The 25,277-nt window shown below is 71.0% G+C and carries 19 protein-coding genes and 1 pseudogene; 15 read left to right on the top strand and 5 right to left on the bottom strand.

Features of this window, described 5'->3' with window-relative positions:
• Positions 1–29 precede the first annotated feature (29 nt).
• The gene (gene mfd / locus AB0J74_RS09115; protein ID WP_363446248.1) at positions 30–3,608 is read right to left on the bottom strand and encodes a transcription-repair coupling factor; all 3,579 of its coding nucleotides are present in this window, start codon (positions 3,606–3,608) and stop codon (positions 30–32) included.
• A gap of 317 nt (positions 3,609–3,925) precedes the next feature.
• Between mfd and AB0J74_RS09110 the strand changes: the two genes are divergently transcribed.
• The 3 genes and pseudogenes from AB0J74_RS09110 to AB0J74_RS09100 form a co-directional block, all read left to right on the top strand.
• The gene (locus tag AB0J74_RS09110) at positions 3,926–4,399 is read left to right on the top strand and encodes a hypothetical protein (RefSeq protein ID WP_363446246.1); all 474 of its coding nucleotides are present in this window, start codon (positions 3,926–3,928) and stop codon (positions 4,397–4,399) included.
• A gap of 258 nt (positions 4,400–4,657) precedes the next feature.
• Positions 4,658–4,825, top strand: a complete 168-nt coding sequence (locus AB0J74_RS09105; RefSeq protein WP_363446244.1) for a hypothetical protein — start codon at positions 4,658–4,660, stop codon at positions 4,823–4,825.
• A 15-nt stretch (positions 4,826–4,840) separates the two neighbouring features.
• A pseudogene (locus tag AB0J74_RS09100) lies at positions 4,841–5,134 on the top strand (NYN domain-containing protein); the annotation flags it as partial.
• Between the two features lie 7 nt (positions 5,135–5,141).
• Here AB0J74_RS09100 and cysC read toward each other — a convergent pair.
• A complete protein-coding gene (cysC, locus tag AB0J74_RS09095) occupies positions 5,142–6,644 on the bottom strand; it encodes an adenylyl-sulfate kinase (RefSeq protein WP_363446606.1) in 1,503 nt (500 codons plus the stop codon).
• Positions 6,645–6,810: 166 nt separating this feature from the next.
• Between cysC and AB0J74_RS09090 the strand changes: the two genes are divergently transcribed.
• From AB0J74_RS09090 to AB0J74_RS09075, 4 genes are read left to right on the top strand one after another with little or no spacing between them, the layout of a single operon-like run.
• Positions 6,811–7,725, top strand: coding sequence for an ABC transporter ATP-binding protein (locus AB0J74_RS09090; RefSeq protein ID WP_363446242.1), 915 nt, complete (start codon positions 6,811–6,813; stop codon positions 7,723–7,725).
• Positions 7,718–8,587, top strand: coding sequence for an ABC transporter permease (locus AB0J74_RS09085; RefSeq protein ID WP_363446240.1), 870 nt, complete (start codon positions 7,718–7,720; stop codon positions 8,585–8,587). Before AB0J74_RS09090 ends, AB0J74_RS09085 begins: the two co-directional genes overlap by 8 nt.
• Positions 8,584–9,492, top strand: a complete 909-nt coding sequence (locus tag AB0J74_RS09080; RefSeq protein ID WP_363446238.1) for an ABC transporter ATP-binding protein — start codon at positions 8,584–8,586, stop codon at positions 9,490–9,492. Before AB0J74_RS09085 ends, AB0J74_RS09080 begins: the two co-directional genes overlap by 4 nt.
• Positions 9,492–10,202, top strand: coding sequence for an ABC transporter permease subunit (locus AB0J74_RS09075; RefSeq protein ID WP_363446236.1), 711 nt, complete (start codon positions 9,492–9,494; stop codon positions 10,200–10,202). The genes AB0J74_RS09080 and AB0J74_RS09075 overlap by 1 nt, the downstream gene beginning before the upstream one ends.
• A 7-nt stretch (positions 10,203–10,209) precedes the next feature.
• Here the strand turns inward: AB0J74_RS09075 and AB0J74_RS09070 are convergent, their stop codons facing one another.
• Together AB0J74_RS09070 and ppc are read right to left on the bottom strand one after the other, a co-directional pair.
• Positions 10,210–10,941 carry a hypothetical protein gene (locus AB0J74_RS09070; RefSeq protein WP_363446234.1) on the bottom strand — a complete coding sequence of 244 codons (732 nt, stop codon included), beginning with the start codon at positions 10,939–10,941 and terminating at the stop codon, positions 10,210–10,212.
• A 36-nt stretch (positions 10,942–10,977) separates the two neighbouring features.
• Entirely contained in the window at positions 10,978–13,770 is a 2,793-nt protein-coding gene (ppc, locus tag AB0J74_RS09065; protein WP_363446232.1) for a phosphoenolpyruvate carboxylase, read from the bottom strand.
• A gap of 143 nt (positions 13,771–13,913) precedes the next feature.
• On the opposite strand from ppc, the gene AB0J74_RS09060 reads away from it, so the two are divergent.
• From AB0J74_RS09060 to AB0J74_RS09050, 3 genes are all read left to right on the top strand, one after another.
• The gene (locus AB0J74_RS09060; RefSeq protein WP_363446230.1) at positions 13,914–14,942 is read left to right on the top strand and encodes a S66 peptidase family protein; all 1,029 of its coding nucleotides are present in this window, start codon (positions 13,914–13,916) and stop codon (positions 14,940–14,942) included.
• 87 nt (positions 14,943–15,029) lie between these two features.
• A complete protein-coding gene (locus AB0J74_RS09055; protein WP_363446228.1) occupies positions 15,030–15,353 on the top strand; it encodes a metalloregulator ArsR/SmtB family transcription factor in 324 nt (107 codons plus the stop codon).
• 1 nt (position 15,354) lies between these two features.
• The gene (locus tag AB0J74_RS09050) at positions 15,355–15,819 is read left to right on the top strand and encodes an SRPBCC family protein (protein ID WP_363446227.1); all 465 of its coding nucleotides are present in this window, start codon (positions 15,355–15,357) and stop codon (positions 15,817–15,819) included.
• Between the two features lie 48 nt (positions 15,820–15,867).
• On the opposite strand, the gene AB0J74_RS09045 is transcribed toward AB0J74_RS09050, so the two are convergent.
• On the bottom strand, positions 15,868–18,123 hold the full coding sequence (locus AB0J74_RS09045) for a hypothetical protein (RefSeq protein ID WP_363446225.1): 2,256 nt from the start codon (positions 18,121–18,123) through the stop codon (positions 15,868–15,870).
• A gap of 187 nt (positions 18,124–18,310) precedes the next feature.
• Here AB0J74_RS09045 and AB0J74_RS09040 point away from each other — a divergent pair, with 187 nt between their 5' ends.
• The 5 genes from AB0J74_RS09040 to AB0J74_RS09020 are packed head-to-tail and all read left to right on the top strand — an operon-like array spanning position 18,311 to position 25,268.
• On the top strand, positions 18,311–20,167 hold the full coding sequence (locus tag AB0J74_RS09040; protein ID WP_363446223.1) for a Wzz/FepE/Etk N-terminal domain-containing protein: 1,857 nt from the start codon (positions 18,311–18,313) through the stop codon (positions 20,165–20,167).
• Positions 20,145–21,551, top strand: a complete 1,407-nt coding sequence (locus AB0J74_RS09035; RefSeq protein ID WP_363446221.1) for a hypothetical protein — start codon at positions 20,145–20,147, stop codon at positions 21,549–21,551. The genes AB0J74_RS09040 and AB0J74_RS09035 overlap by 23 nt, the downstream gene beginning before the upstream one ends.
• The gene (locus AB0J74_RS09030; protein WP_363446219.1) at positions 21,548–22,807 is read left to right on the top strand and encodes a hypothetical protein; all 1,260 of its coding nucleotides are present in this window, start codon (positions 21,548–21,550) and stop codon (positions 22,805–22,807) included. The genes AB0J74_RS09035 and AB0J74_RS09030 overlap by 4 nt, the downstream gene beginning before the upstream one ends.
• Entirely contained in the window at positions 22,804–23,676 is an 873-nt protein-coding gene (locus tag AB0J74_RS09025; RefSeq protein WP_363446217.1) for a sulfotransferase, read from the top strand. Before AB0J74_RS09030 ends, AB0J74_RS09025 begins: the two co-directional genes overlap by 4 nt.
• Entirely contained in the window at positions 23,673–25,268 is a 1,596-nt protein-coding gene (locus AB0J74_RS09020) for an oligosaccharide flippase family protein (protein WP_363446215.1), read from the top strand. The genes AB0J74_RS09025 and AB0J74_RS09020 overlap by 4 nt, the downstream gene beginning before the upstream one ends.
• Positions 25,269–25,277 lie beyond the last annotated feature (9 nt).

Here is a 25,277-nt window from a genome sequence, read left to right as displayed (position 1 = left end):
TCTCTCACGCCCCGTGCCAGCCGCTCGAACTACCCCAAGATGTCGCGCACCAGTTGCTCGCACCACTCCAGCAGGGCCTGGTCGCGAAGCGGTTCGCCGCCGACCCGGCGGGTGGTCGGCCGCGGCACGCTCACCTGGTCGGTCGCCGACTTGTAGACCGCGTCGGGGTGGTAGCGCTTGAGCCGCAACTGCTTCGAGTCGGGCAGCGGCATCGGCGAGAACCGCAGGTGGCGGCCCTGCACCGAGACGTCGGTGATCCCGTGTGAGCGCATCACCAGCCGGAACCGGGCGATCGCCACCAGGTTGCGGACCGGCTCCGGCGGCTCGCCGTAGCGGTCGGTCAGCTCGGCCACGATCTCGTCGAGCTTCTCGGTCGTGCGGGCCTCGGCCAACTTGCGGTACATCTCCAGGCGCAGCCGCTCGACCGCGATGTAGTCGTGTGGCAGGTTGGCGTCGATCGGAAGGTCGATCTTGAAGTCGAACTCCTCCTCGGGCTTCTCGCCCTTGAACGCCGACACCGCCTCGCCGACCATCCGCACGTAGAGGTCGAAGCCGACTCCCTCGATGTGGCCGGACTGCTCGCCGCCGAGCAGGTTGCCCGCGCCGCGGATCTCCAGGTCTTTCATCGCGACGTACATGCCGGCGCCCAGCTCGGTGTGCTGTGCGATGGTGGCCAGCCGCTCGTGGGCGTGCTCGGTCAGCGGCTTGTCGGGCGGGTAGAGGAAGTAGGCGTAGGCCCGCTCCCGGCCCCGGCCGACCCGGCCGCGGATCTGGTGGAGCTGGGCCAGGCCGAGCAGGTCGGCCCGCTCCACGATCAGCGTGTTGGCGTTGGGGATGTCGATGCCGGACTCGACGATCGTGGTGCAGACCAGGACGTCGTACTCCTTCTCCCAGAAGCCGACCATGACCTTCTCGAGCGCGTCTTCGCCCATCTGGCCGTGTGCGACCGCGATCCGCGCCTCGGGCACCAGCTCACGCAGCCGGCGCGCCGCCCGGTCGATCGACTCGACCCGGTTGTGCAGGTAGAAGACCTGCCCGTCGCGGAGCAACTCGCGGTGGATGGTCGCGGCGACCTGGCGGTCGTCTTGCGCGCCGACGAAGGTCAACACCGGATGCCGCTCTTCGGGCGGTGTCGCGATCGTCGACATCTCGCGGATGCCGGTGATGGCCATTTCGAGGGTACGAGGGATCGGCGTCGCCGACATCGTCAGCACGTCGACCGAGGTGCGCAGCGACTTGAGCCGCTCCTTGTGCTCGACGCCGAAGCGCTGCTCCTCGTCGACCACGATCATGCCGAGGTTCTTGAACCGGGTCGCCGACTGCAGCAGCCGGTGCGTGCCGATCACGATGTCGGCCGTGCCGGCGGCGGCCATGTCGAGCGTCTGCTCGGCCTCCTTCGGCGTCTGGAACCGGGACAGTTGCCGGATCTCCACCGGGAACTGGTTCATCCGCTCGGAGAACGTGTTGAAGTGCTGCTGCGCGAGCAGCGTCGTCGGCACCAGCACGGCGACCTGCTTGCCGTCCTGCACCGCCTTGAACGCCGCGCGTACGGCGATCTCGGTCTTGCCGTAACCCACGTCGCCACAGATCAGCCGGTCCATCGGGATCGCCTGCTCCATGTCGCGCTTGACCTCGTCGATCGCCGAGAGCTGGTCGGGCGTCTCGGTCCACGGGAACGCGTCTTCCAGCTCGCGCTGCCAGGGCGTGTCGGGGCCGAACGAGTGGCCCTTGGACGCCTTGCGGGCGGCGTACAACTGGATCAGTTGCGCGGCGATCTCGCGGACGGCCTTGCGGGCCCGGGTCTTGGCCTTCTGCCAGTCGGTGCCGCCCATCTTGTGCAGCGTCGGCGTCTCGCCGCCGACGTAGCGCGACAGCTGGTCGAGCTGGTCGGTCGGCACGTAGAGCCGGTCGCCGGGCTGGCCCCGCTTGGAGGCCGCGTATTCGATGACCAGGTATTCCCGGCTCGCGCCGTTGACCACGCGCTGCACCAGCTCGACGTATTTGCCGATGCCGTGCTGCTCGTGCACGACGAAGTCGCCGTTGCGCAACTCCAGCGGGTCGATCGTGTTGCGCCGCCGGCTGGGCATCTTGCGCATGTCGCGGGTGGTCGCGCCGCGCCCGCCGGTGACGTCGTTGCCGGTCAGCACGACCAGCCGGGACGCCTCGTCGACGAACCCGTGGTTGAGCCCACCGCAGGTGACCAGCACGTCGCCCGCGTTGGGCGGCGTCTCGATGCCCTCGGTCAGCACCGCCCCGAGGCCGGCGTCGCGGAGCACCTCGACGGCCCGCTGAGCCGGCCCGTGCCCCTCGAAGACCAGGGCGACGGCCCACCCGTCGGCCCGCCACTGCTCGACGTCTTTGATGACCCGGGCCGTCTCGCCGTGGTAGAGCGTGGTCGGCTGGGCCGCCAGCGCGATCGCGTCACCCGCGTCGGGCGTGACGGTCACGGCTTCGACAGGGTCTTCCCAGGGCTGCGGCTCGGCCTCGACGACGCTCTCGACCAGCCCGAACGGCGACACCGACCACCACGGCTGGCGCAGCTCCCCGGCGGCGTGCCGCACCTCGGCGAGCGTCTTGAACGCGGCTGCGCCGAGGTCGATCGGCGCCTGACCACCGACGGCGGCCGCGGCCCAGGAGGCCTGGAGAAACTCTTCACTGGTACGCACGAGGTCGTGCGCCCGCGTGCGGATCCGCTCCGGGTCGCAGAGCAGCACGTGCGTGCCCGCGGGCATGCAGTGCACCAGCAACTCGAGCTGGTCGGTGCCGACCAGCGCCGGCGCCAGCGACTCCATCCCCTCGACCGGGATGCCCTCGGCCAGCTTGTCGAGGATCTCGAGCAGCTCGGGATGCGTCTCGCTGAGTTTTCTTGCCTTCGCGCGGACGGCGTCGGTCAGCAGCAGCTCGCGGCAGGGCGGCGCGAACATCGTGTCGACCTTGTCGATGGTCCGCTGGTCGGCGACGGCGAAGGTGCGGATCTCCTCGACCTGGTCGCCCCAGAACTCGACCCGCGACGGGTGCTCGTCGGTGGGCGCGAAGACATCGAGAATCCCACCGCGTACGGCGAACTCGCCCCGCTTGGTGACCAGGTCGACCCGGGCGTAGGCCATGTCGTTGAGCCGGTGCGCGACGTCGTCGAGGTCGGCCTCCTGCCCCGCGCTCAGCTCGACGGGCTCGAGGTCGCCGAGCCGCTTGAGCTGAGGCTGGAGCATGCTGCGGACCGGCGCGACGACGACCTTGACCGGGTTGTCGCCCGGGTGGGCCAACCGCCGGAGGACGGCGAGCCGCCGCCCGACCGTGTCGGAGCGCGGCGAAAGCCGCTCGTGCGGCAGCGTCTCCCAGGCGGGATAGCTGACGATCTGGTCTTCGGGCAGCAGGCTGGCCAGCGCCGCGGCGAGGTCGTCGGCTTCGCGGCTGGTGGCGGTGACGGCAAGCACGGGCCGCCCGGCACCGCTGTTTTCGGCGGCAACGGCGGCGACGACGAACGGGCGCAGAGCGGCGGGCGCGGTGAGATCGAGCCCGTCAGCGTCGGGAAAACCGGCGCGGGCGAGGTCGCGCGCACGGGCCAGCCCCGCGTCACCCAGGGCCGCGGCAAGCAGACCTTGAAGCATGGATGATCCTTTCGGGCACGCAGGACGGCCCCCCGCCGGCAAGGACGGGGGGTGCGACGTGCGGATTCCAGAGTACGCCGGGGGTCCGACAACCCGCGCTGGCGTTAATCCGTGGTTGTCAACGGCCCAATGCCGGAATTTGTTCCCTGGAGTGCCGACGCGACGTCGGGGAAGGCAGGCCGGACCCTCGGCGAATCATGTCCTTCCTCGTTGTCGAAATCCTGGCCAAGGCACCGCTTGATTAACAATCTAGATCGGCGTAAGTTGCCTACCGGAGGTGGGCGGTGAACGCTCAGCATGGTGGCACGGTCGGCCAGATGATCACCTTCCTGCAGGAGAACGCGCGGGACGCCGACTTCAACACGTCGACGATCATGGCGATGGCGTCCGGCGTCCGGAGCGTGATCGACACACTGGGCATCCCGCTCGACACCTCAGTTCGTACCTTGGACGTCGAAGAGTTGATGGACAATTTCCAGCAACGCAGAGGTCCCGCATTCCGCAGTGCGGCCACTTATCGCACGCGGTTGCGGGCGGCAACGCAGCTCTACCTCGCGTGGCTCGATGATGATCCCGACTGGAAGTCGATCGCCCGCGCGAGACGATCCGCTCCCGCGCCGACGCTCGACGTCGTGCGTTCTCCCGCGACACAGACGGTGGAGTTTCCTATTGACCGCGGGTTCAAGGTCAGAATCGAACTCCCGCTTAGTTTAAACAAGCACACGGCTGGCCGACTACACGCGTTGATCGACAGTTTGGTTGTCGATGACGACGTGGCAGCTCAGCGGTAGCCGGGCCGGTTGCCTCGACACATAGAAACGGCCCCCTCGCGGGTGCCGTCGGGCCAGGGCGTAAACCCTGGCGGGGTGACGCAACTTTAGCACTTTCGCGCGTTCCGTCGAGGAGGAGCGGTGCACCGGACAGTCGCATACATAGACGGCTTCAACCTGTACCACGGCCTCCGGGATCGCTTCGGACGACGGTGCCACTGACTCGACCTCGAGTCGCTCGCACAGTCGCTGATAAAGCCCGACCAGACGCTCGTTGGTGTGCAGTTCTTCACCGCTCGAGTTCGAGATCAGCCCGACAGCGAACAGCGCCAGCGTGTCTATCTGGCAGCACTCGCCGCCCACTCGAAGCTGGTCGAGATCGTGGAGGGCCGTTTCCAGGCACGAACCGTCAGCTGCCATACGTGCGGTACGCAGCGTCGCTCGTAGGAGGAGAAAGAGAGCGACGTCAACCTCGCCGTAGCGATGGTGCGCGATGCGGTGCTCGATCGTTTCGACACGGCGTTGTTGTTGTCAGCGGACTCGGACCTGGGTCCTGCCGTCCGTGAAGTCCACGGACTGGCCACCGGGAAACAGGTCATCGCGGCATTCCCGCCGAGGCGCCGATCGGATGCGCTCCGTCGGCTCGCCGATGGTGCTTTCACCATCGGCGACGCCAAGATCCGCCAAGCGCAGCTTCCTGAAAAGATCATCTGTGGCACCGGCCCGGCGTTGGAACGGCCGCCGTATTGGACCTAGGTGCCCGTCAGCGCTTGGGCTCCACCCAGCCCGTCTCGGTCAGGTGGTGCAGGACAGCGCCCACGGCCTCGTCGACGCTCAACTCGCTCGTGTCGATCGTCAGCTCCGCGTCGGCCGGCTCCTCGTACGGGTCGTCGATGCCGGTCATGCCCTTGATCAGGCCGGCCCGGGCCTTCGCGTACAACCCCTTGCGGTCGCGCTGCTCGCACACCTCCAGCGGCGTCGCGACGTGCACCAGCACGAAACCCGCCCCGGCCAGCGTCGCCATCTCGCGGGCCGTCTTCCGCGCCGCGGCGTAGGGCGCGATCGGGCAGCAGATCGCCATACCCCGGTGCCGGGCCACCTCCGCCGCCACCCAGCCGATCCGGCGGATGTTGAGGTCGCGGTCTTCCTTGGAAAAGCCGAGCCCGGCCGACAACTCGCGGCGCACCACGTCGCCATCCAGCAGTGTGACCGTGCGGTCGCCGGTCTCCCGGAGATGGTCAGCCACCCCGCGCGCGACCGTCGACTTGCCAGAACCCGACAAACCCGTCAGGAAGACCACAAGGCCCCGTTGCCGGCGCGGTGGGCGCGCGCGGGCCAGTTCCTTCGCCACCGCCGGCGGCGTGTGCCACTCCGGCAGGGGGAACCCGCGGTCCAGGAGATCGTCGATCTCGTCGGTGCGCAGCGCCAGCCGGCGGTTGCGCGGTGGGATGTCGTCGCGCCAGCGCCACTGGCCGTCACGGTTGTCGTAGGCCAGCTCCCGCGGCACCAGCACCCGCGGCCCGCCGCCCGACAGCATCTCGCCGGTGGAGAGCAGGTGCGTGACGCCGTAAGCCGCCGCGACCTTCGCCCGCAGCAGGGCGTCGCGGATCTCGTCACCCCGGCGGACCAGGGGCACCGCGACCAGCGTCGCCGGTGGCATCCGGTCGCGGGCCGCGAAAACCGTGCGGACCAGCACCTCCGGCGACAGGCCCCCGGGCCCCGCGTCGCCGACCGGGATCAGGACGAGGAGATGAGCAGCGAGGGTACGCGCCGCGTGCGCGATCTGCGCCAATTGCGGCCGGTGCAGCGGCCGGTCGGCGACCACGCCGAGCACCCGGCCCGGCGGCAGCAACTCGCGGACCTCGGCCGGCGTGCGGCGCAGGCGCTGGAACGGCCCGTGTCGCCCGTCGCCGATCTGCCGGACGGTGCCGCCTACGCCGTAGCGGCCGTCGCGGGTCGGCCAGGTGTCGTTGACCTCGACCGCCGCGATGGGGGCGCCCTCCTGGTCGGTGAGCACGATCGAGCGCAGGGCCGGATCTTCCAGGACCAGGCCCAGGGCCAGCGACTCGGGAACCTCCAGGGTCACCGGCAGCGGCCACGGTGTGCCGTCGGCCAGCCGGCCGCGGCGTTGCAGCGCGGTCAGGTCGGCTCGGCCGAGGAAGCCGGTCAGCGGCGCGTAGGCGCCGGAGAGCAGCAACTCGAGGTCGGCGAGTTCGCCCGAGCGCGGGCTGTATGCCGGCGCGTCGCGCAGCAGTTCGTCGGGCATCAGCCACCCGCGCTCGCTCAAACCAACCCCCTCGGTCCATCAGCGCCCAAGTGTCTCAGTCCCAGACGGCAGGGTCGAGCGGGACCCACGCAACCGCGACCCTTAGTGGCGAGATCCGGGGTGCGCCGGATCCACGATGGTGACGCTGGGTCATACGCTGTGCCCCGTGACACTCATCGCGACCGAGTCGCTCACCAAGACGTACGGCGGCCGGGTAACCGCGCTGTCCGACCTTACGGTCAGCGTCGAGCCGGGGATCATCGGGCTGGTCGGCGCCAACGGCGCGGGCAAGTCGACGCTGATCAAGATCCTGCTCGGCCTACTGCCACCCACGTCGGGGCGGGTCCAGGTGCTGGGGCTGGATCCGACCGTCGACCCGATGGGCGTTCGGGCCCGGGTCGGCTACATGCCCGAGCACGACTGCCTCCCACCCGATCTGAGCGCCGCCGAGCTGGTGACGCACCTCGGTCGCATCAGCGGGCTGCCCAAGACCACGGCCCGTGAGCGCGCCTCCGAGGCGTTGCGCCACGTCGGCCTCTACGAAGAGCGCTACCGGCAGGTCGGCGGCTACTCGACCGGCATGAAGCAGCGGGTCAAGCTGGCCCAGGCGCTCGTACACGATCCCGATCTGCTCCTCCTCGACGAGCCGACCAACGGTCTCGACCCGGCCGGCCGCGACGCGATGCTCGCGCTGGTGCAGCGGATCGGCACCGAGTTCGGCATCTCCGTCGTGGTCTGTTCGCACCTGCTCGGCGAGGTCGAGCGGATCTGCGACCACCTGATCGCCATCGACGGCGGCAAGCTGCTGCGCTCCGACAACGTGTCGGCGATGACCACCTCGACCGACGTGCTCGTGGTCGAGGTCAGCGAGGGCGGCGACGAGCTCGAGCGGCGGCTGCTGGAGATGCGGCTGCCGGTGACCAAGGACGGCCACGCGCTGCTCGTACCCCTGGAAGATGATCAGACCTATGACCGGATCCTGACCGCGGTGGCCGATCTCGACCTGCCGCTGCACCGTCTCGACCAGCGCCGCCACCGGGTGGCTGAGCTCTTCGCCGACCGGGAGGCCGCGCATGTCTAGCCCCGCGGGTGTCATTCACGACATTGGATATCAGCGGTACGCCGGTGAGCGGCTCGGCCGGCGCGAGGTGTTCCTGTCGCTCTACACGCAGAGCCTGCGCACCGTGTTCGGGCTGGGCCGCAACTTCAAGGCGAAGATCTTCCCCTGGTTCGTGGTCGGCGTGGCCGCGATCGTGGCGATCGTCGTCATGGCCATCCGGGCCCAGACCGGTGAAGTCGTCATCAAGTACGCCGACTACCCGCAGGTGCTGACCCTGCTGATGATCCTTTTCGTGGCGATCGCCGCGCCCGAACTGGTCTCCCGTGACCTGCACAGCGGGGTGCTGCCGCTCTACTTCTCCCGGCCGCTGCGGCCGGGAGACTACGCCCTGGCCAAGCTGGCCGCGCTGGTCAGCGGGATCGTGCTGGTCTGGGGCGGCGGCCAGATCCTGATCTTCATCGGGGCGGCCTTCTCGGTGAAGGGCTTCAGCAACGTGATGAACGAGCTGGCCGACACCGGTCTCGCGTTGATCTACACGGCGCTCTACGCGGTCGTCTTCGGCAGCATCGCCCTGCTGATCGCCTCCCTGCTCAAGCGGCGGGCGGTGGCGGCCGCGGCGATCGTCGGCGCGTTCATCGTCACCACGCCGATCGTGGCCGTGCTGTTCATCCTGCCATCGGAGACGGCACACCAGCTCGCCCAGATCGTCAACCCGGCCAGTCTGGTGGGCGGCGTCGGTGACTGGCTCTTCGAGCCGAGCAACTCGTCGGAGGAGTTGGGCATCGGCCCGTTCGGTCCGCTCTACGCGCTGGTCGCCGTCTGCCTGGTCGCGCTGTGCGTGACGCTGCTGCTGGGTCGCTACCGGAAGGTGTCGAAGTCATGACGGTCGAGGTTGATGGGGTTTCCCTCTGGTACGGCAACGTGGTGGCGGTCAACGACGTCACCATGACGCTCGGTGCCGGCGTGACCGGGCTGCTCGGCCCGAACGGCGCGGGCAAGACCACGCTGCTGCACATGATGGCCGGCTTCCTGCCGGCGTCGCGGGGCACGCTGACCGTCGACGGCGAGCCGGCCTGGCGCAACCCGGCCGTCTACCGCAAGCTGGGCCTGGTCAGCGAGCGCGAGTCGGTGCACGCCTACCTCACGGCCCACGAGTTCGTGCTGGTCAGCGCGAAACTGCACGGGCTGCCCGACCCGGCCGCCGCGACCGAGCGGGCCCTGAACCTGGTCGAGATGGGCGAGTTCAAGGACCGCCGGATCGGCACCTACTCCAAGGGCATGCGGCAGCGCACCCGGGTCGCCGCGGCGCTGGTGCACGAGCCCGACGTGCTGCTGCTCGACGAGCCGTTCAACGGCATGGACCCGCGGCAGCGGATGCACATGATGGACCTGCTGCACCGGCTCGGCGCCGCCGGCCGGACCATCCTGTTCAGCTCGCACATCCTCGAAGAGGTGGAGCAGCTCTCCGGCACTGTGCAGGTGATGGTCGCCGGCCGGCTCGCGGCCTCCGGTGACTTCCGCACGATCCGCCGGCTGATGACGAACCGGCCGCACGTGTTCGCCGTGCAGTCGACCGACGACCGGCGCCTGGCGGTCGCGCTGATGCACCAGCCCTCGGTCAACGGCGTCGAACTGGGCCGCGAAGGGCTGACCGTGCGGGCCGGCGACTACGGCAGCTTCACCCGGGCGCTGCCCCGGATCGCGCTCAAGGAAGGCATCCGGGTCCGCCGCCTGCTGCCCTCCGACGAGTCCCTGGAAAGCGTCTTCTCATACCTGGTGGAGGCCTGATGTCCACGGTCGCCTGGATCACCACCCGCGGCCTGCTCGGCCGCCGGCGTTTCCTGCTGCTCCTGCCCTTGCCGGTGTTGATGGTCGGGATCGCGCTCATCCCGCGGCTCAACGGCATCAGTCCCTCGGACTGGGCCCAACCGGTGATCGTCGCACTCGGCTTCACCACGTTGCTGCCGATCGTCTCGCTGATCGTCGGCACGGGCGTGCTCGGTGCGGAGATCGATGACGGCACGATCACCCACATCCTGTCGAAGCCGATTGCCCGCTGGCGGATCGTCGTGCCCAAGCTGCTGGTGTCGATCGCGGTCACCGGTGCCACCGCAGCCGTTCCGTTCTACATCGTCGGCGCGCTGGCCGACGGTCCGCGGCTCGGCCTGGGCCTGGTGGTCGGCGCGGTCGCCGGTGCGACGCTCTACTCGACGATCTTCGTCGCGCTGAGCCTGATCTCCCGCCGGCCGGTGCTGCTCGGCCTGGTCTACGTGATCGTCTGGGAGGGCCTGCTGTCCAACCTGGTCAGCGGCACTCGGGTGCTGTCGGTGCAGCAGTACGTGCTGACCATCTCCGACAAGGCCGCCGGCTCTGCGCTGCTCAGCCCCAACGTCTCGTTCCCGGTGGCGCTGGTGATGAGCATCGTGGTGACGGCGCTGTTCGTGACGCTGGCGATCCGCAAGCTCTCGTCGTTCGCGGTGACCGGCGAGACCAGCTAGGCAGGTCCTAAGGCAGCGCGCTCGGGACCAGCCACTCCGGGAGGGCCCGCAGCAGCGCCACCAGGATCGAGAGCACGATCCCGCCGAGGATCATCAGGCCGAGACCGGTCAGTCCGCCATAGCGCTTGGGCTGGCCGGTCTTCCTGTCCGGGGCCGGTGGCGCGGGCTCCGCCCACGGGCGTTCGGCGCGAAGCCACAGCAGCACGCCGAGCCCGAACGGCAGCCCGCCGAGGAAGAACCAGAACCACCGGGTGCCCAGGCCCGGCGCCGGGCCCTGGATCAGGATGGCCAGGCAGAGCAGCGCGAGCACGGTCGCCAGCAGCGGCGCGAGGTAGGGCACCGGGTCGCCGCCGCCGTCCTGCGGCAACAGCTCACGTAGCTGCTGCTCGGCCTCGCTGGGCACGCCCGCGATCGGCACCTCGACCTGTGCGTGGTGCACCCGGCCGAAGCCGGTGCGCCAGATGAGGACCTGCCGGATCGGCTGGTCTCCGGAGGTGAACCGCAACGCCGTGAACCAGAGTGCGGTGCCGTCGGCGTCGCCGAACGAGTCGGCCCACCGGTGGGCGACGATCCGGTCGGCCGCGGCGTCGGCCCTGGCCTGCTCGATGGTGGCGGCCCGGGGCGCCGTCCACCACGCCGCCGCCGCCCACACCACCCAGAGCCCGACCAGCACCAGCCGCAGCACCGGAAACACCCGGGACCGGGCTCCGGCCCCGGGCAACGCATCGACCCCCGCCATGGCATCGATGGTGTCAGGCGGGGTGGCCGGGGGCAATCAGCCCGTGTTGCGCATCCCGGCCGCGATGCCGTTGACCGTCGTCAGCAACGCCCGCTCGAGCGCCGCGCCGTCGCCGGGTGCGCGCCGGCCGCCCGGCGCGGTCGCCACCGTGCGGCCGGCCGCGCCGGAGTCGCGGTATTGCCGCAACAGGGCAACCTGCAGGTGGTGCAGCGGCTCCAGGTAGCTGTCGCGGACGGCCAGCGTGCGCTGGAGCACGGCGTTGTTCTCCAGCAGCGCGGGCGAGCCGGTGATCGCGAGTACCTCGCGCTTCGTCAGCTCGTACTCCTGCTCGATGGTCTCGAAGATCCGGCGCAGCGGACCCGGCACCAGCGTCTCGACGTAACGGCGCGAGATCGACAGGTCGGTCTTGGTCAGCATCATCTCGACGTTGGACAGGAACGTGCGGAAGAAGTGCCAGTCGCCGTGCATCTCCTCGAGCACCGGTGCGAGGCCGGCCGCGCGGGCCGCCTGCAGGCCGGAGCCGACACCGAACCAGCCGGGCACGATCTGCCGCGACTGGGTCCAGCCGAACACCCACGGGATCGCGCGCAGCCCGCCGAGGCCGGCGTTGGCGTTGGGGCGCTTGGCCGGACGGGAGCCGATGTTGAGGGCGCCCAGCAACTCGGTCGGCGTCGAGGCCCAGAAATAGTCGGGCAGATCAGGATCCTCGACCAGCGCGCGGTACGCCGAGAAGGCCGCACCGGACACGACGTCCATCGTGTCGTCCCACTTGGAGAGCATCTCCAGCGGCTGGCGCGGCTCGGTGTGCAGCAGCGTGGCCTGCAGCACCGCCGCCACGGTCAGCTCCAGGTTTTCCCGGGCCAGAGCGGGCAGCGTGTATTTGTCGGAGATGACCTCGCCCTGCTCGGTGACCTTGATCGAGCCGTCGAGCGTGCCGTAGGGCTGGGCCAGGATCGCCTCGTGGGTCGGGCCGCCGCCGCGACCGACGGTGCCGCCGCGACCGTGGAAGAGGGTCAGGCGTACGCCGTGCCGGGCCGCGACGTCGCGCAGCGCGCGCTGGGCCCGGTGGATCGACCACTGCGAGGTGGTGATGCCGGCTTCCTTGTTGGAGTCGGAGTAGCCGAGCATGACCTCCTGCACGTCGCCGCGGGCCCGGACCAGCGCCCGGTAGGCCGGCAACGACAGCAGTTCGTCGAGGATCTCGCCGCCGGCGGTGAGCTCGGCCGGTGTCTCCAGCAACGGCACGAAGCCGATGTCGGCGCGGTTGCCGTGCACGTCGACCAGCCCGGCCTCGCGGGCCAGCACGGCCGCGGCCAGCACGTCGTCGACGCCGAGGGTCATCGAGATGATGTAGGACTCGATGACCTCGGGGCCGAACCGGTCCTGGGCCTCGCGGATCGCGGTGAACACGTCGAACGTCTTGCGCGCCCCGTCGGTGAGGGCCGTGCCCACCCCGGCCAGCGGCCGGCGGCCGGACAGCTCGGTGGCCAGCAGCTTGGTGCGCTCGTCGCGGGGCAGGCTGCGATAGTCGGCGACCTCGCCGACGTGGCCGTAGAGCTGGGCCAGCACCGCGTGGTGGGCCTCGGCGTGCTCGCGGATGTCCATCGTGGCCAGGTGCAGGCCGAACGCCGACATCGTGCGGATCGCGCTGGCGAGCTTGCCGACGGCGGTCAGCTGGCCGGAGTTGCGGGCCAGCGAGGCGCGCATCAACTCGAGGTCGGCGAGCAACTCGGCGGAGCCGCGATAGTCGCGACCCGGCACGTGTGCGGTGCCCCGGGCCAGCCGCAGCCGGGTGTTGGCCAGCTTGGCCTTCACGCAGCGGGCCTTGAGCCGGTAGGGCTCCTCGGCGTTGACCCGGCGGAACCGCTCGGCCACCTCAGGCAGGTTGTCGAGGTCGCGGGCCAGGCTGGCGGACAGGTCGAGGGAGACACCGCGCAGCCGGCGGGACACCGAGACCTCGTTTATGAGGTCGTCGAGCGCCTGCTCGGTGGCCTGGATGCCGTGCTCGTATTGAATCAGCAGCACGTCGCGGGTCACCCGGGGGGTGACGAACGGGTTGCCGTCGCGGTCGCCGCCGATCCAGGTGCCGAAGGTCAGCGGGCGGGCCGTCGGCGCGGTCTCGATGCCCAGCCCGCGCAGCGTGTCGGCGAGGTCGTCGAGCACCTGCGGCGCGGCGTCGGCGTAGAGGTCGCGCAGGTAGTAGATCGCGTTGCGGGCCTCGTCGGTCGGGTCGGGCCGGTCGAGCCGCAGCTCGTCGGTCTGCCAGAGCAGGTCGAGCAGCTCGGCCAGGCGGCGGTCGTCGGCGTGCGGCGGCGCGCCGAACAGGACGCTCTCCGCGGCCTCGGCGTCGAGTTCGTCGGCGACGGCGCGCAGCTTCGACAGGATCGACCGGCGGGCGGCCTCGGTCGGGTGGGCGGTGAACACCGGCCGCACCGCGAGCCGGCGCCCGGCGGCGGCGATCTCCTCGGCCGGCACACCCCGCTCGGCGATCCGCTTGGCGGCCTGGTCGAGCCAGCCACCGGTGGTCGCCCGCAGCCGGCGCAGCTCGCGGGCGCGGTGCACCTGCTCGGTGATGTTGGCCAGGTGGAAGTAGGTGGAGAAGGCGCGGGCCAGCTTGGTGCCGGTGGTGACGTCCATCGCCGAGAGGCGGGTCGCCGCCGCCTCGGCGTCGCTGCGGACCAGGGCCCGGATCTCCTCGACGAGGTCGAGCAGCGGACGGCCCTCCTGGCGGGCCAGCGTGTGCCCGAGCAGCGTGCCGAGCCGGCGGATGTCGGCGCGCAGGGCGGCGTCGGGATCGTCGGGGGAGGTCGGACCGGTGGGGTCGGACACGGGTGCGCTCCTTACGGCGGTGCAGGGCGGACAGCGCTGTCCCGTGCATGATGATGCTACCTGCGCCGGCTGGATGCGCGGGCGGAGCAGGCCTGGTGAATTGTGTGACTAATCCCGTTTGCGGCACTCGTTAGCGTGGCCACATGCTCTACCCACCCAAGCCCCGGCCCGGTTCGCGCGTCGCGGTGATCTCCCCCTCCGCGGGCCTGCCGGCGATCCTGCCCGCCCCCTACGAGCTGGGCCTGCGGCGCCTCCGCGACGAGTTCAAGCTGGAGCCGGTGGAATACCCGACCACCAGGGTCATGGGCGCGTCGGCCGCCGACCGGGCCCGCGACGTGGTCGCCGCGTTCGCTGACCCGTCCATCGACGCGGTGCTGGCCTCGATCGGCGGCGACGACCAACTGACGATCCTGCGCCACCTCGACCCGGCGGTGCTGCGGGCCAACCCGAAGCCGTTCTTCGGCTACTCCGACAACACCACGCTGCTCAACTACCTCAGCGGCCTCGGCATCGTCGGCTACCACGGCGGCTCGGTGATGGTGCAACTCGGCCGGGCCGGCGACATGCACCCGCTCACCCGTGACTCACTGACGGCGGCACTGTTCGGCTCCGACTGGTTCGAGCTGACCGCGTCGACCGAATACAGCGACGAGCCGGTCGACTGGCAGACCCCCGACTACGCGGCGGCGTCGGAGCGGATGTTCCCGGCGGCCGGTTGGAGCTGGCACGGCGCCTCGGCTTCCGCGGTGACCGGCCCCTTGTGGGGCGGCAACATCGAGGTGCTGACCTGGCTGCTGGCCGCCGACAAGGTCGCCGGTCCGCCGCCGGGCGCGATCTTCTTCGCCGAGACCTCCGAAGACATGCCGCCCGCCACGGAGGTCTACTACATGCTCCGCAACCTTGGCGAACGCGGTTGGCTGTCGGGCGTGCCGGCGATCCTGCTGGGCCGCCCCAAGTGCTGGGACCGCCTCAACCAGCTGTCACCGGCGGCCAAGCTGACCTACGCCGACGACCAGCGGGCCGCGGTGCTGCGGGCGGCCGCCGAATACGCTCCCGACGCGGTGGTCGTGCTCGACCTCGACATCGGCCACACCGACCCGCAGCAGGTCCTGCCCTACGGCGGCGAGGCCCGGGTCGACGCGGTGGCCCGCCGCATCTCGGTCCGCTACTGAAGTTCGTGGTTCGGGTTGACACCACCCCTCGCGAGGAGCATATTCAACTTAGAAGTTAATTAACCGAGTGGTTGAGGAAGGCCCGTCGTGGACCGGTTGAGTGAGGTGTTCGGTGCGCTCGCCGATCCCACCCGCAGGGCGATCCTGGCCCGGCTGGCGGATGGCGAGGCGACGGTCAACCAGATCGCCGAACCGTTCCCGATCAGCCTCCAGGCGATCTCCAAGCACCTGAAGGTGCTGGAGCGGGCCGGCCTGATCACCCGCGGCCGAGACGCGCAGTGGCGGCCCTGCCGGCTCGACGCGGCGCCGCTGCGAGAGGTCGCCGAATGGGTGACCGACTACCGGCGCTTCTGGGAAGAGCGCTACGACGAACTCGGCGAATACCTGCGACGAATCCAGAAGGAGAACTGAGATGGCCAAGAACCTGACCGTGACCACGCCGTCCGATCTGGAAATCAAGATGGTTCGCGTCTTCGACGCGCCGAAGGAACTCGTCTTCGCCGCCCACTCCAGTTGCGAACACGTCAAGCACTGGTGGGGTCGCGGCAACCCGCTCGACTGCGAGATGGACTTCCGCCCGGGCGGCCACTACCGCTTCGTCGAGCACGCCCCCGACGGCGACTGGGCGTTCCGCGGCGAATACCGCGACATCCAGGCACCCGACCGCATCGTGCAGACCTTCGAGTTCGAGGGCATGCCCGGCCAGATCTGCGAGGAGACCCTCGAACTGACCGAAGAGGGCGGCAAGACGACGGTCACCAGCATCACCCGCTTCGACACCAAGGCCCAACGCGACGGCATGATCGAATCGGGCATGTCCGAGGGCGCCGGCCAGTCCTACGACGCACTCGACGCCTACCTGCTCGAGCTGCGCTGACCGAAACCCGCGGTGCGACGGCCTCCGCCGGGAGGCCGTCGCAACCTGCTAACCCTTCGACGTCAGGTCCACCTGGAAGGTCGGGTCCTGGCCCAGGCGGCGATAGGCGGCCAGTCCGCCTGACGTCCGGGTCACGCGAGAGTCCTTGCCCGACTGGTCGGCCGGGGTATCGAAGTAGACCATCGCCTTCAGGCGCGGGAACATCGAGATCTGCTTGGCCACCGAGTCGAAGAACTCGGCCATGTGGCCCGGGTCGCGAGACGAGTACCAGACGCCCCACTCGCCCAGCATGAACGGCTTGTCGGGGTGCTTGGCCGCCGCGTAGTTGTAGAAGCCCTGCCAACCCGGGGCGCTGCTGGACTTGCGGTTCATCAGTTCTGCGAAGTCGCCATAGCCGTACTCGCCCGGGTCGCTGTAGGCGTAGACGTCCCAGGCCAGCCAGTCGACCACGTCGTCGCCAGGGTAGAGGTCTTCCCACCACGATTGGGTGAGCCACGGGATGTAGGCCATGTGGACCATCACCGAGACCAGGTTGGTCACGCCCTCGGCCCTGAGGCGGTTGACCACGTACCGATACATGTTGCGGTAGTCGGTCGCCGTGTAGCCGGAGCCGCTCGCGGGCTTCACGTCGTTTTCCGGCTCGTGGTGGACGGTGAAGAAGAACGGATCCGTGAACGTGTCCCGGATGTGTTCGGCCAACCGGTCCAGGTAGTTGTCCGTCGCCTCGTCGCCGCGGGCTATCTGCGCCCAGGTCGCGCCCGTCGGTTTCCAGTTGAGGAACAGCAGGCGGGGCTTGGCCGGGTTCCGGGCGATATTGATCTCGGTCGCCGTCGGAAAGATTTCCGTGCCCCGGTGGTAGGCGTGGTAGATCGCCTGGGTCCGGCCGGTGTCCGACTCGAACTGCGCCAGCGCCTGGTCGCGCGGCTGGTCGGTGTGCGCGCCAGGAGCGACACCCCAGAGCACCCCACACGTGGGTACGAGCTTCGCGCCCAAACTGCATCTCCCGTCACCGGGCGGCTGGGTCGGACTGGTGGTCGGCGTCGGCGTCGGCGACGTCGGCCCGGTCGTCGGTGTCGAGGTCGGTGTGGCCGTCGGAGTCGCGGTGGGGCCGGCCGTGGGGCTCGCCGTCGCAGTCGGGCTCGGACTCGGGCTCGGGCTCGCCGTCGGACTCGGGCTCGCCGTCGGACTCGGGCTCGCCGTCGAAGTCGGGCTCGCCGTCGAAGTCGGGCTCGGGCTCGGGCTCGCCGTCGGGCTAGGGCTCGCCGTCGGAGTCGGGCTCGGACTCGGACTCACGGTCGGATCGGTGGTCGGCGTGGGTGTAGGCGTCGGCGAGTCAGTCGGCGTCGGCACACCCGGAAGATCCGGCAGGTCAGGAAGATCGGGCAGACCAGGAAGGTCCGGCAGGTCAGGAAGATCCGGCAGGTCAGGAAGATCAGGCCCACCAGGAACGTCTGGCAGGTCAGGCAGATTCGGCAGGTCAGGCAGATTCGGCAGGTCAGGCAGATTCGGAGCCGCAGGCAGACCCGGCAGCACCGGCCTACCGGGCAGATCCAGCAGGTCCGGCAGGTCCGGGCGCCCCGGCAGGTCCGGCACGTCGGGCCGACCCGGTAGATCGGGCAGGTGGGGGCGACCCGGTAAATCCTGCAGGTCCGGCGGCCGCGGCGGTCTCGGCCGCTGGATCTGCGGCAACCCGGGCACGCTGCCCAGCCACGGCGTCACCGCGTCCTGCCATGAGACCTTCAGCGTCGGCTCGAGGCGGCCCTGCGCCGGCTTGACCCCGTCCGCGTCGAAGAAGTCGGCCAGGCCACCGCCGGGCGCGGTCACCGCGAACGCGTACGTCCCGCGCCCCTTGATCGCTTTTGAGACGTCGAACCGGACGGACCGGTCGGACCGCCCGGGGCGCGCCGCGGCGATCACCGAGCCGAGCCGCGGCGCCGTCCGGCGGTCGAGCTTGTCTTCCCGCCACGATGTCGCGGGCACCTGGCTGAGCTCCAGCAACGGGGGCAGCGCACCGGCGCGACGGGTCAGCGTCACCGACGCGCTCTTCGGAGTGCGCGCCGCCCGCCTGCTGTGCACGTCGAACTTCAGGTAGGTGATCGCCGCGCCGCCGTCGAGGCCGCCCGCGACGAGTTCGATGCGGTCGCCGAAGAAGCCGTCGCCGGTCGTGGTCGCGTAGCCGTCAGCACTCACCGCGAGTTGGAGGTCGGGATCGGACCCGAGGGCGCCACCGACGACGCCCAGCAGGACGGCGAAGCCGGTGACGCCGGCCGCCAGTGCGGCGCGCACGCCGAGTGGTCTGCCCATCAGTTTCCCTCCATCGTGACGCCTGGCTACCGGCGTGGCTGATGGTGCTCATGACCGACTTTATCCAAAAATAGGTACTTAGGAGCATTAGCCGTTTTTCTGGGCTAACGGCCTCCTCCGCCGTATTTACTGTTTCGTCCCCCACGGGCGGAGTTACGGGAAAGCCGGTCCACCCGTTGAACCTCCCGTGGAAACCACCGGCCCCACCGCGCCCGATCTCTCCGACTACCTCGGCCTGCTCCGCCGGCAGTGGTGGCTGGTCGTGCTCGGGTGTGTCCTCGGCGTCGCCGGCGGGTTCGGCGTCACCCAGGTGATGGCCAAGACCTACGAGTCGGTCACCTCGGTGCTGGTGCAGCCGGCCGGCCAGGACACCAATGTGGCCGGCGGCCGGACCAAGGGCGACATCAACCTCGACACCGAGGCGCAACTGGTCGGCTCGACCCAGATCGCGGTCGGCGCGGCCGACCTGCTCCGCTCCGGCGAAGCGCCCGACGTGCTAGCCAAGGGCGTCTCGGTCACCGTCCCGCCCAACACCGCGGTGCTGGAGATCAACTACAAGGCGCCCGACCCGGCCCGTGCCCAGGCCGGCTCGCACGCGTTCGCGGAGGCCTACCTGCGCAACCGGGAGGCCAGCGCGCAGGCCGAGATCGACGCGCAGATCTCCGCGCTTACCAACAAGGTCAAGCAGCTCAACGCGAACCTGGCCAACATCAACACCAAGCTGGCCGCGCTCACCCAGGACGCCGCCTCGCGGCCCAGCCTGGAGAGCCAGCGCAGCACCAACCAGAGCCAGCTCAACTCGATCAGCGGCAAGCTCAACGACCTGACCACCGAGACGGTCAGCGCCGGGAAGATCATCAGTGACGCGCAGCTGCCGACCGCGCCGAGCAAGCCGAACCGCAAGCTCAACCTGGCCACCGGTGCGATGCTCGGGCTGCTGCTGGGCCTGTCGGTCGCGGTGGTCCGGGAGCGCCTCGACCGCCGGGTGCGCGGAGCCGCGGATGTCGAGCGGGTCGCCCGGGTGCCGGTGCTGGCCGAGCTGACCGAGGCCACCGGGCCACAGCTCGACGAGATCTTCCAGCCGTACGCCACCGGCGGCCGGACCTTCAACCGGCTGCGCAACGAGGTGCTGGCCAGCCTGCGCGCCGAGGACCGGGTGGTGGTCGTGGCCGGCGCCAGCCGGGGCGTCGCCTCCACGCTGGTCGCCGCCAACCTGGCCGCCGCCATGGCGCGCAGCGGCAGCGAGGTGGTCCTGGTCGGCGCCCACCTGCCGGACAGCCTGGTGGACGCCGCCCCGCTGGCCCGGCTCTTCGGCGTCGGCGCCACCCCGGGCCTGGGCGACGTGCTGACCGGCAAGGTGCCGCTGCGCGCCGCCGTGCAGCGGGCGCCGCGGGTGCCGTCGCTGCGAGTGATCACCACGGGTGGCACCGCGAGCGCCGGCGGGCTGCTCCAGTCGCAGGCGCTGCGCCAGGCCCTGGCCCAACTGCGCCGCCGCGACTGGTACGTGGTGATCGAGGCGCCGTCGACCGCCAGCAGTGCCGACGCGCAGAGCCTGGCCCGGATGGCCGACGCCGCGATCCTCACCGTCGAGTTGCGCCGCACCCGCCGCCCGGAGGTGGTCGACGCGGTCGCCCAGCTCACCCGGGTCGGCACCCCGCTGCTCGGCACGGTGGTGATCCCGCGGCTCGCGCCGAACGCCGAGAACCAGTCCGACGCCGACGCTGACAGCGACTTCAGCCACGACGAGGGCACCCCGGAGTTCGACGACCTGCGCGACCTCGACGCGTCCGGCGACATCCTGCGCGACGTGCCGCGGGCCCGGCCGCCGGTGGCCGCCGACGAGCCGTCCGCTGACCTGACCGTCGCCGGCGTCACGCTCACCGGTGGATCGGCCGGGCTGCGCAACCGGCCGGCGACGAACCGCCGCCCGGCCCGCGGCAAGCCGGGCGCCGACCCCGACACCGCGGTGCTGCGCCGGCTCGACTCCGAGACGCTGCGCGAGATGGATCGTGCCGCCAACAATGGTCAGCACACCGCTTCGTGAACGCGGCCGCCACGCGAAGTCGTGGCGGCCGTCGAGCCGGGACGTCTGGCTGCCGGCCTGGCCGCTGGCCGGCCTGCTGGTGCTCTATCCGGTGTGGTGGGCGCTCGGGCTCGGGGTGCTGATCTTCCCGCTGATCGCCGTGCCGATGGCCTGGTTCCTGGTCAAGGCACAGATCGCGGGGCGCAGCGTACGCCTGCCGCCCGGCTTCGCGTTCTGGATGATCTTCCTGGCCGTGCTCGTCGTCGGCGTCGCCGTGCTCGGTGCCGACCCGACCGGGACCGTGCCCGAGCGCGGGCTGGAACGCATCCCCGGGGTCCTCTTCCGGCTCGGCGAGTACGCGGCGCTGACCGTGCTGCTGCTCTACGCCGGCAACCTGACCGAGCGCGAACTGCCCCGGGCCCGGCTGGTGAAGCACCTCGCCTGGCTGTTCGCGATCACCGTGGCCGGCGGGCTGCTCGGTGTCTTCGCCGGCACGTTCGAGTTCACCTCCCCGATCGAGTTGCTCCTGCCCGAGCACCTCCGCGACAAGGGCTTCATCCGCAGCCTGGTGCACCCGTACGCGGCCCAGATCCACGACATCCTCGGCGACGACCGCCCCCGCCCGGCGGCACCCTGGGGCTACACGAACACCTGGGGCAACAACTTCCTGCTGTTGATGGTCTGGTTCTGCGCGGCCCTGTTCGGTGCCGCGGCCAGCCGCCGGGCCCGGGTGCTGGCCGTCGCCTGCCTGGCGATCTCGGTCATCCCGGTCGTCATCTCGCTCAACCGAGGGCTGTGGATCGGCCTGGGCGTCGCGGCCCTCTACGCCGCCGTCCGGCTCGCGTTCGCCGGCCGGGTCTGGGTGATCGGCGTGCTGATCGCCGCGCTCGCGGCCGTCGGCGCCGCATTGGTCCTCACCCCGTTGGGCGACGTGGTGACCGCCCGGCTCGACAACGGCAAGTCCAACGGCGTGCGGTCCTACCTGGTCGAGCGGGCGGTGACCGGATGGGCCGAGTCGCCGCTGATCGGTTTCGGCTCGACCCGGACCACGATCGGCGGGCGCAACTCGATCACCGTCGGCGAGAGCCACGACTGCGAGCGGTGCGGCAACTTCACGATCGGCGGCAACGGCCAGTTCTGGCAGTTGATCTTCGCGCACGGCGGCCTGGGCACGCTCGGCTACCTGGGCTTCTTCGGCTACGGGATCTGGCGCTTCCGGCGCGACCGCAGCCCGGTCGGCATCGCCGGCGGCTGTGCGCTGGTCGGCTCGTTCGCCTCGATGTTCTGGTACAACACGCTGGTCACGCCGCTGGCGTTCATGTTCCTCGGCTACGCGTTGCTCTGGCGCAACGCGCTCGGCGCCGCGGACTCCCCGATAGCGCGGACGAGTGGAGTGACACCGTGAGCCCCGTTGCCACCGCGCCGGCGCACCTGCGGGCACGGGACGCCCAACTGCGCGCGGCCTACCTGCGCGAGGTGCTCGACCTGCTCTACCCGCCGCCCTGTTTCACCGACGGTGCGCCGGGTGACGACACCGACGGCCGGGTCGCCGGCGCCCCGGTCGCCGACTACCTGGTGGTGCCCGACCTGAAGCGGCCGCGGCTGCTGGTGCCGGCGCGGTCGAAACGGATCGCGGCCGCCGCCGTGCGCCGGTATGCCGAGCCGCAGGGCCGGATCGCCCGGCTCAAGCGGGACGCCGTGGTCACCGCGCTGCGCAGCGGTGCCAGCGCGCTGTTGCTCCGCGACCGGGTCCGGGTGTATGGCCCGGCTGCGGAGACCATCGACGGCTATCTCCAGCGGGTGCTCGGCGCCCAGGTCGCGTTGAGCATCCACATCGGACCGGCCCGGGCCAACCGCAAGCCGGTGCTCCAACTGATCGCCCGCGACGGCCGCACGGTCGGCTTCGGCAAGCTCGGCACCGGACCGCTGACCCGCCGGCTGGTGCGGGCCGAGACCGCGGCGCTGAACGCGCTGGCGCACGCCGTGGTCGACGACGTCACCATCCCCGCGGTCCTGCACAGCGGCGAGTGGCGCGGCAACCAGGTGCTGGTGCAGAGCGCGCTGCCGGTCTGGCAACCCCGGGCACCACTGGCCGCCGAACGGCTGGGCGCCGCGATGCGCGCCGTGGCGCTGTGCTGCGGCACCTCGAAGGGCTGGCTGTCGACGAGTCCTTATTGGACGGAATTGCGGGAACGGCTGTCGGCGCTCACCGACCGGCCGGAGGGCGCCGCGCTGGCCGCGGCGGCCCGTGACCTGGCCGCCCGGGCCGGCGACACCGACCTGCGCTACGGCGCATGGCACGGTGACTGGGCGCCGTGGAACATGGCGCCGCTGGCCGGCTCGCTGCTGGTCTGGGACTGGGAACGGTTCACCCTCGGCGTGCCGCTGGGCTTCGACGCGCTGCACTACGAGTTGCAACGCCGGATCCAGACCGATCCCGACGCGGCGGCCGCCGTGGAACGCACGGTCACCCGGGCGCCGGTGCTGCTCGCGCCGTTCGAGGTGCCGCGCGCGGGTGCCGAACTGACCGCCCTGCTCTATTTGATCGACCTGGCCGCCCGGTATCTCGCCGACCGGCAGGCCGAGGCCGGTGCCCGGCTCGGCGTCCTGGGCACCTGGCTGCTGCCCGTACTCGTCCGTCGTGTGGAGGCCTTCCGGTGAAGTCGTCGCATGTCCCCAGCCCGGTCAAACGCGTCGTCCACTTCGGATCCCGCTCCTACGGGCGGATCACCGCGCCGGCCCGGATGCTCCCCTCGTTCCTGATCTGCGGCGGGCAGCGGTGCGGCACCACGTCGCTCTACCGGGCCCTGGCCGCGCACCCGGCCGTGCTCAAGGCCGTGCTGCACAAGGGCGTGCACTATTTCGACACCGCCTACCACCACGGCATGGCCTGGTATCGCGGTCACTTCCCGCTGCAGCGCACCGCGGCCAAGGTGGCCCGGCAGTACGGGGTGCCGGCGCAGACCTTCGAGTCGAGCCCCTACTACATGTACCACCCGCACGCGGTCGCCCGGATCGCCCGCGACCTGCCCGACGTCAAGCTGGTCACGCTGGTCCGCGACCCGGTCGAGCGGGCCTACTCGCAGCACGCCCACGAGTTGGCCCGCGGCTTCGAGTCGGAGCCGTCGTTCGCCCGCGCGCTGGCGCTGGAGCCGGGCCGGCTGCGCGGCCAGGAGGAACGGCTCGCCGACGACCCGACCTACTACAGCTTCGCCCACCAGCACCACGCCTACCGGGCCCGCGGCGAGTACGCGACCTACCTGGCCGCGATGGCCGGCCGGATCGGGCGGCACCGGATGCTGGTGGTGGAGAGCGAGCGGTTCTTCGCCACGCCGGAAGAGGTCTACGACGAGGTGCTCGGGTTCCTCGGCCTGCCCGACCTCGGCTACCCGCCGTTCGAGCGGCACAACGCCCGCCCGCGCGCGTCGGCCATGGACGAGCAGACCCGGCGCGGCCTCACCGCACACTTCGCGGCGCACGACGACCGCCTGACGGAGTGGCTCGGCCGCGACCCGGTCTGGCGCCGATGACCGCGCCCCTCGCGCACCTCACCGACCCGCGACCCGACGCCGCCGCCGACGCACCCGACGCCGCGGCGAAGAAGGCGATCGGCAACGTCGCGCGGGGTGGCGTCGCGGGGATCGCCGGCGCGGGGGTGGCCGGGCTGGCCGGGCTCGCGGTCACCTGGCTGGTCGCGCACCGGCTCGGCCCGGAGCACGCGGGCGCGTTCTTCGCCGCCACGGCCGCGTTCGTGCTCACCTCGACGCTGGCGAAGCTGGGCACCCAGACCGGGTTGGTCTACTGGCCCGCCCGGCTGCGCGCCCGCGGCCACGGTTTCCTGCTCGGTGCCTGCCTGCGCACCGCGTTCGCGCCGGTTGTCTGCGCGGCGCTGGCGGTCGGCGTGCTGCTGTTCGTCGACGCGCCGGCGCTGGCCCGGCTGACGGCCGGCGACGCGTCACCGGCGGTGGGCGCCGAACTGGTCACCCAGATCCGGCTGTTGGCCGCGTTCGTGCCGCTGGCGGTGCTCTCCGACACGCTGCTCGCGGCGACCCGCGGCTACCGGCTGATCCGGCCGACCGTGCTGCTCGACAAGCTGGTCCGGCCGGGCCTGCAGACCGCCGGCGTCGCGGCGGTCGCGGTCAGCGGCTCGGCCCGACCGACCCTGTTCGCGCTCGCCTGGGCCCTGCCCTACGTGCCGACGGCCGTGCTGGCCGGCTACGCGCTGCACCGGGCACACACCGACACGATGGCCGACATCGCGCCGACCCGGGTGAAGCGCTCGCACCGGGCCAGCATGCGGCGGGCGTTCTGGCGGTTCACCGGGCCACGCTCGGTCGCCTCGGTCGCCCAACTCGCCCTGCAACGGGTCGACGTGCTGCTGGTCGCCGCGCTGGCCGGGCTCGGCGCGGCGGGGCTCTACGCGGTCGCCGGCCGGTTCGTCGTGCTGGGCCAGTTCGCCAACCAGGGCATCTCCCAGGCCGTGCAGCCGCGGCTGGCCGAGGCGCTCGCGGTCAAGGACCGCGCCGCCGCCAACGCGCTCTACCAGACCGCGACCGGCTGGCTGGTGCTGCTGACCTGGCCGCTCTACCTGCTGGTGATGACATACGCGCCGGACTACCTCGGCATCTTCGGCGCCGCGTACCGCGACGGCGCCCCGATCGTCATCGTGCTGGCCGGCGCGATGCTGGTCGCGACCGGGTGCGGGATGGTCGACATCGTGCTGTCGATGGCCGGCCGCACCGCCTGGAACCTCGGCAACGTGCTGGTCGCGCTCGGGCTGACGATCGCCCTCGACCTCACGCTGATCCCCCGCATCGGCGCCCTGGGTGCCGCGATCGGCCTCGCCGCGGCGGTGGTGGCCAACAACGTGCTGCCGCTCGCCCAGGTCGGGCTCGGCCTGAAGCTGCACCCGTTCGGCACCGGTTGGCTGTCGGCGGCCGGGATCACGCTGCTCAGCTTCGGCGTCGCACCGGTCGCCGTCGGCGCCGTGCTGGGCGACGGCGGGACCGCCACGCTGACCGCGCTGGGAGTCGCGGTCGCGACGTATCTGGCTGGAGTGCGCCTCCTGCGCGGACCGCTGGCGTTGGACGCGTTGAAGGCGTTACGCCCGCGGCGCCGGTGACCGGCCGCC

Origin of the sequence: Asanoa sp. NPDC049573 (assembly GCF_040676615.1) — a bacterium.
Lineage (GTDB): Bacteria > Actinomycetota > Actinomycetes > Mycobacteriales > Micromonosporaceae > Asanoa.
The sequence above is the reverse complement of the archived record's forward strand: the minus strand, read 5'-3'. Positions and strand labels throughout refer to the sequence as shown.

Coding starts and splice junctions, on each gene's coding strand:
- mfd (WP_363446248.1), bottom strand. CDS start 3,608: ATGCTTCAAGGTCTGCTTGCCGCGGCCCTGGGTGACGCGGGGCTGGCC.
- AB0J74_RS09110 (WP_363446246.1), top strand. CDS start 3,926: ATGATCACCTTCCTGCAGGAGAACGCGCGGGACGCCGACTTCAACACG.
- cysC (WP_363446606.1), bottom strand. CDS start 6,644: ATGCCCGACGAACTGCTGCGCGACGCGCCGGCATACAGCCCGCGCTCG.
- AB0J74_RS09085 (WP_363446240.1), top strand. CDS start 7,718: ATGTCTAGCCCCGCGGGTGTCATTCACGACATTGGATATCAGCGGTAC.
- AB0J74_RS09080 (WP_363446238.1), top strand. CDS start 8,584: ATGACGGTCGAGGTTGATGGGGTTTCCCTCTGGTACGGCAACGTGGTG.
- AB0J74_RS09075 (WP_363446236.1), top strand. CDS start 9,492: ATGTCCACGGTCGCCTGGATCACCACCCGCGGCCTGCTCGGCCGCCGG.
- AB0J74_RS09070 (WP_363446234.1), bottom strand. CDS start 10,941: ATGGCGGGGGTCGATGCGTTGCCCGGGGCCGGAGCCCGGTCCCGGGTG.
- AB0J74_RS09060 (WP_363446230.1), top strand. CDS start 13,914: ATGCTCTACCCACCCAAGCCCCGGCCCGGTTCGCGCGTCGCGGTGATC.
- AB0J74_RS09050 (WP_363446227.1), top strand. CDS start 15,355: ATGGCCAAGAACCTGACCGTGACCACGCCGTCCGATCTGGAAATCAAG.
- AB0J74_RS09045 (WP_363446225.1), bottom strand. CDS start 18,123: ATGGGCAGACCACTCGGCGTGCGCGCCGCACTGGCGGCCGGCGTCACC.
- AB0J74_RS09035 (WP_363446221.1), top strand. CDS start 20,145: ATGGTCAGCACACCGCTTCGTGAACGCGGCCGCCACGCGAAGTCGTGG.
- AB0J74_RS09020 (WP_363446215.1), top strand. CDS start 23,673: ATGACCGCGCCCCTCGCGCACCTCACCGACCCGCGACCCGACGCCGCC.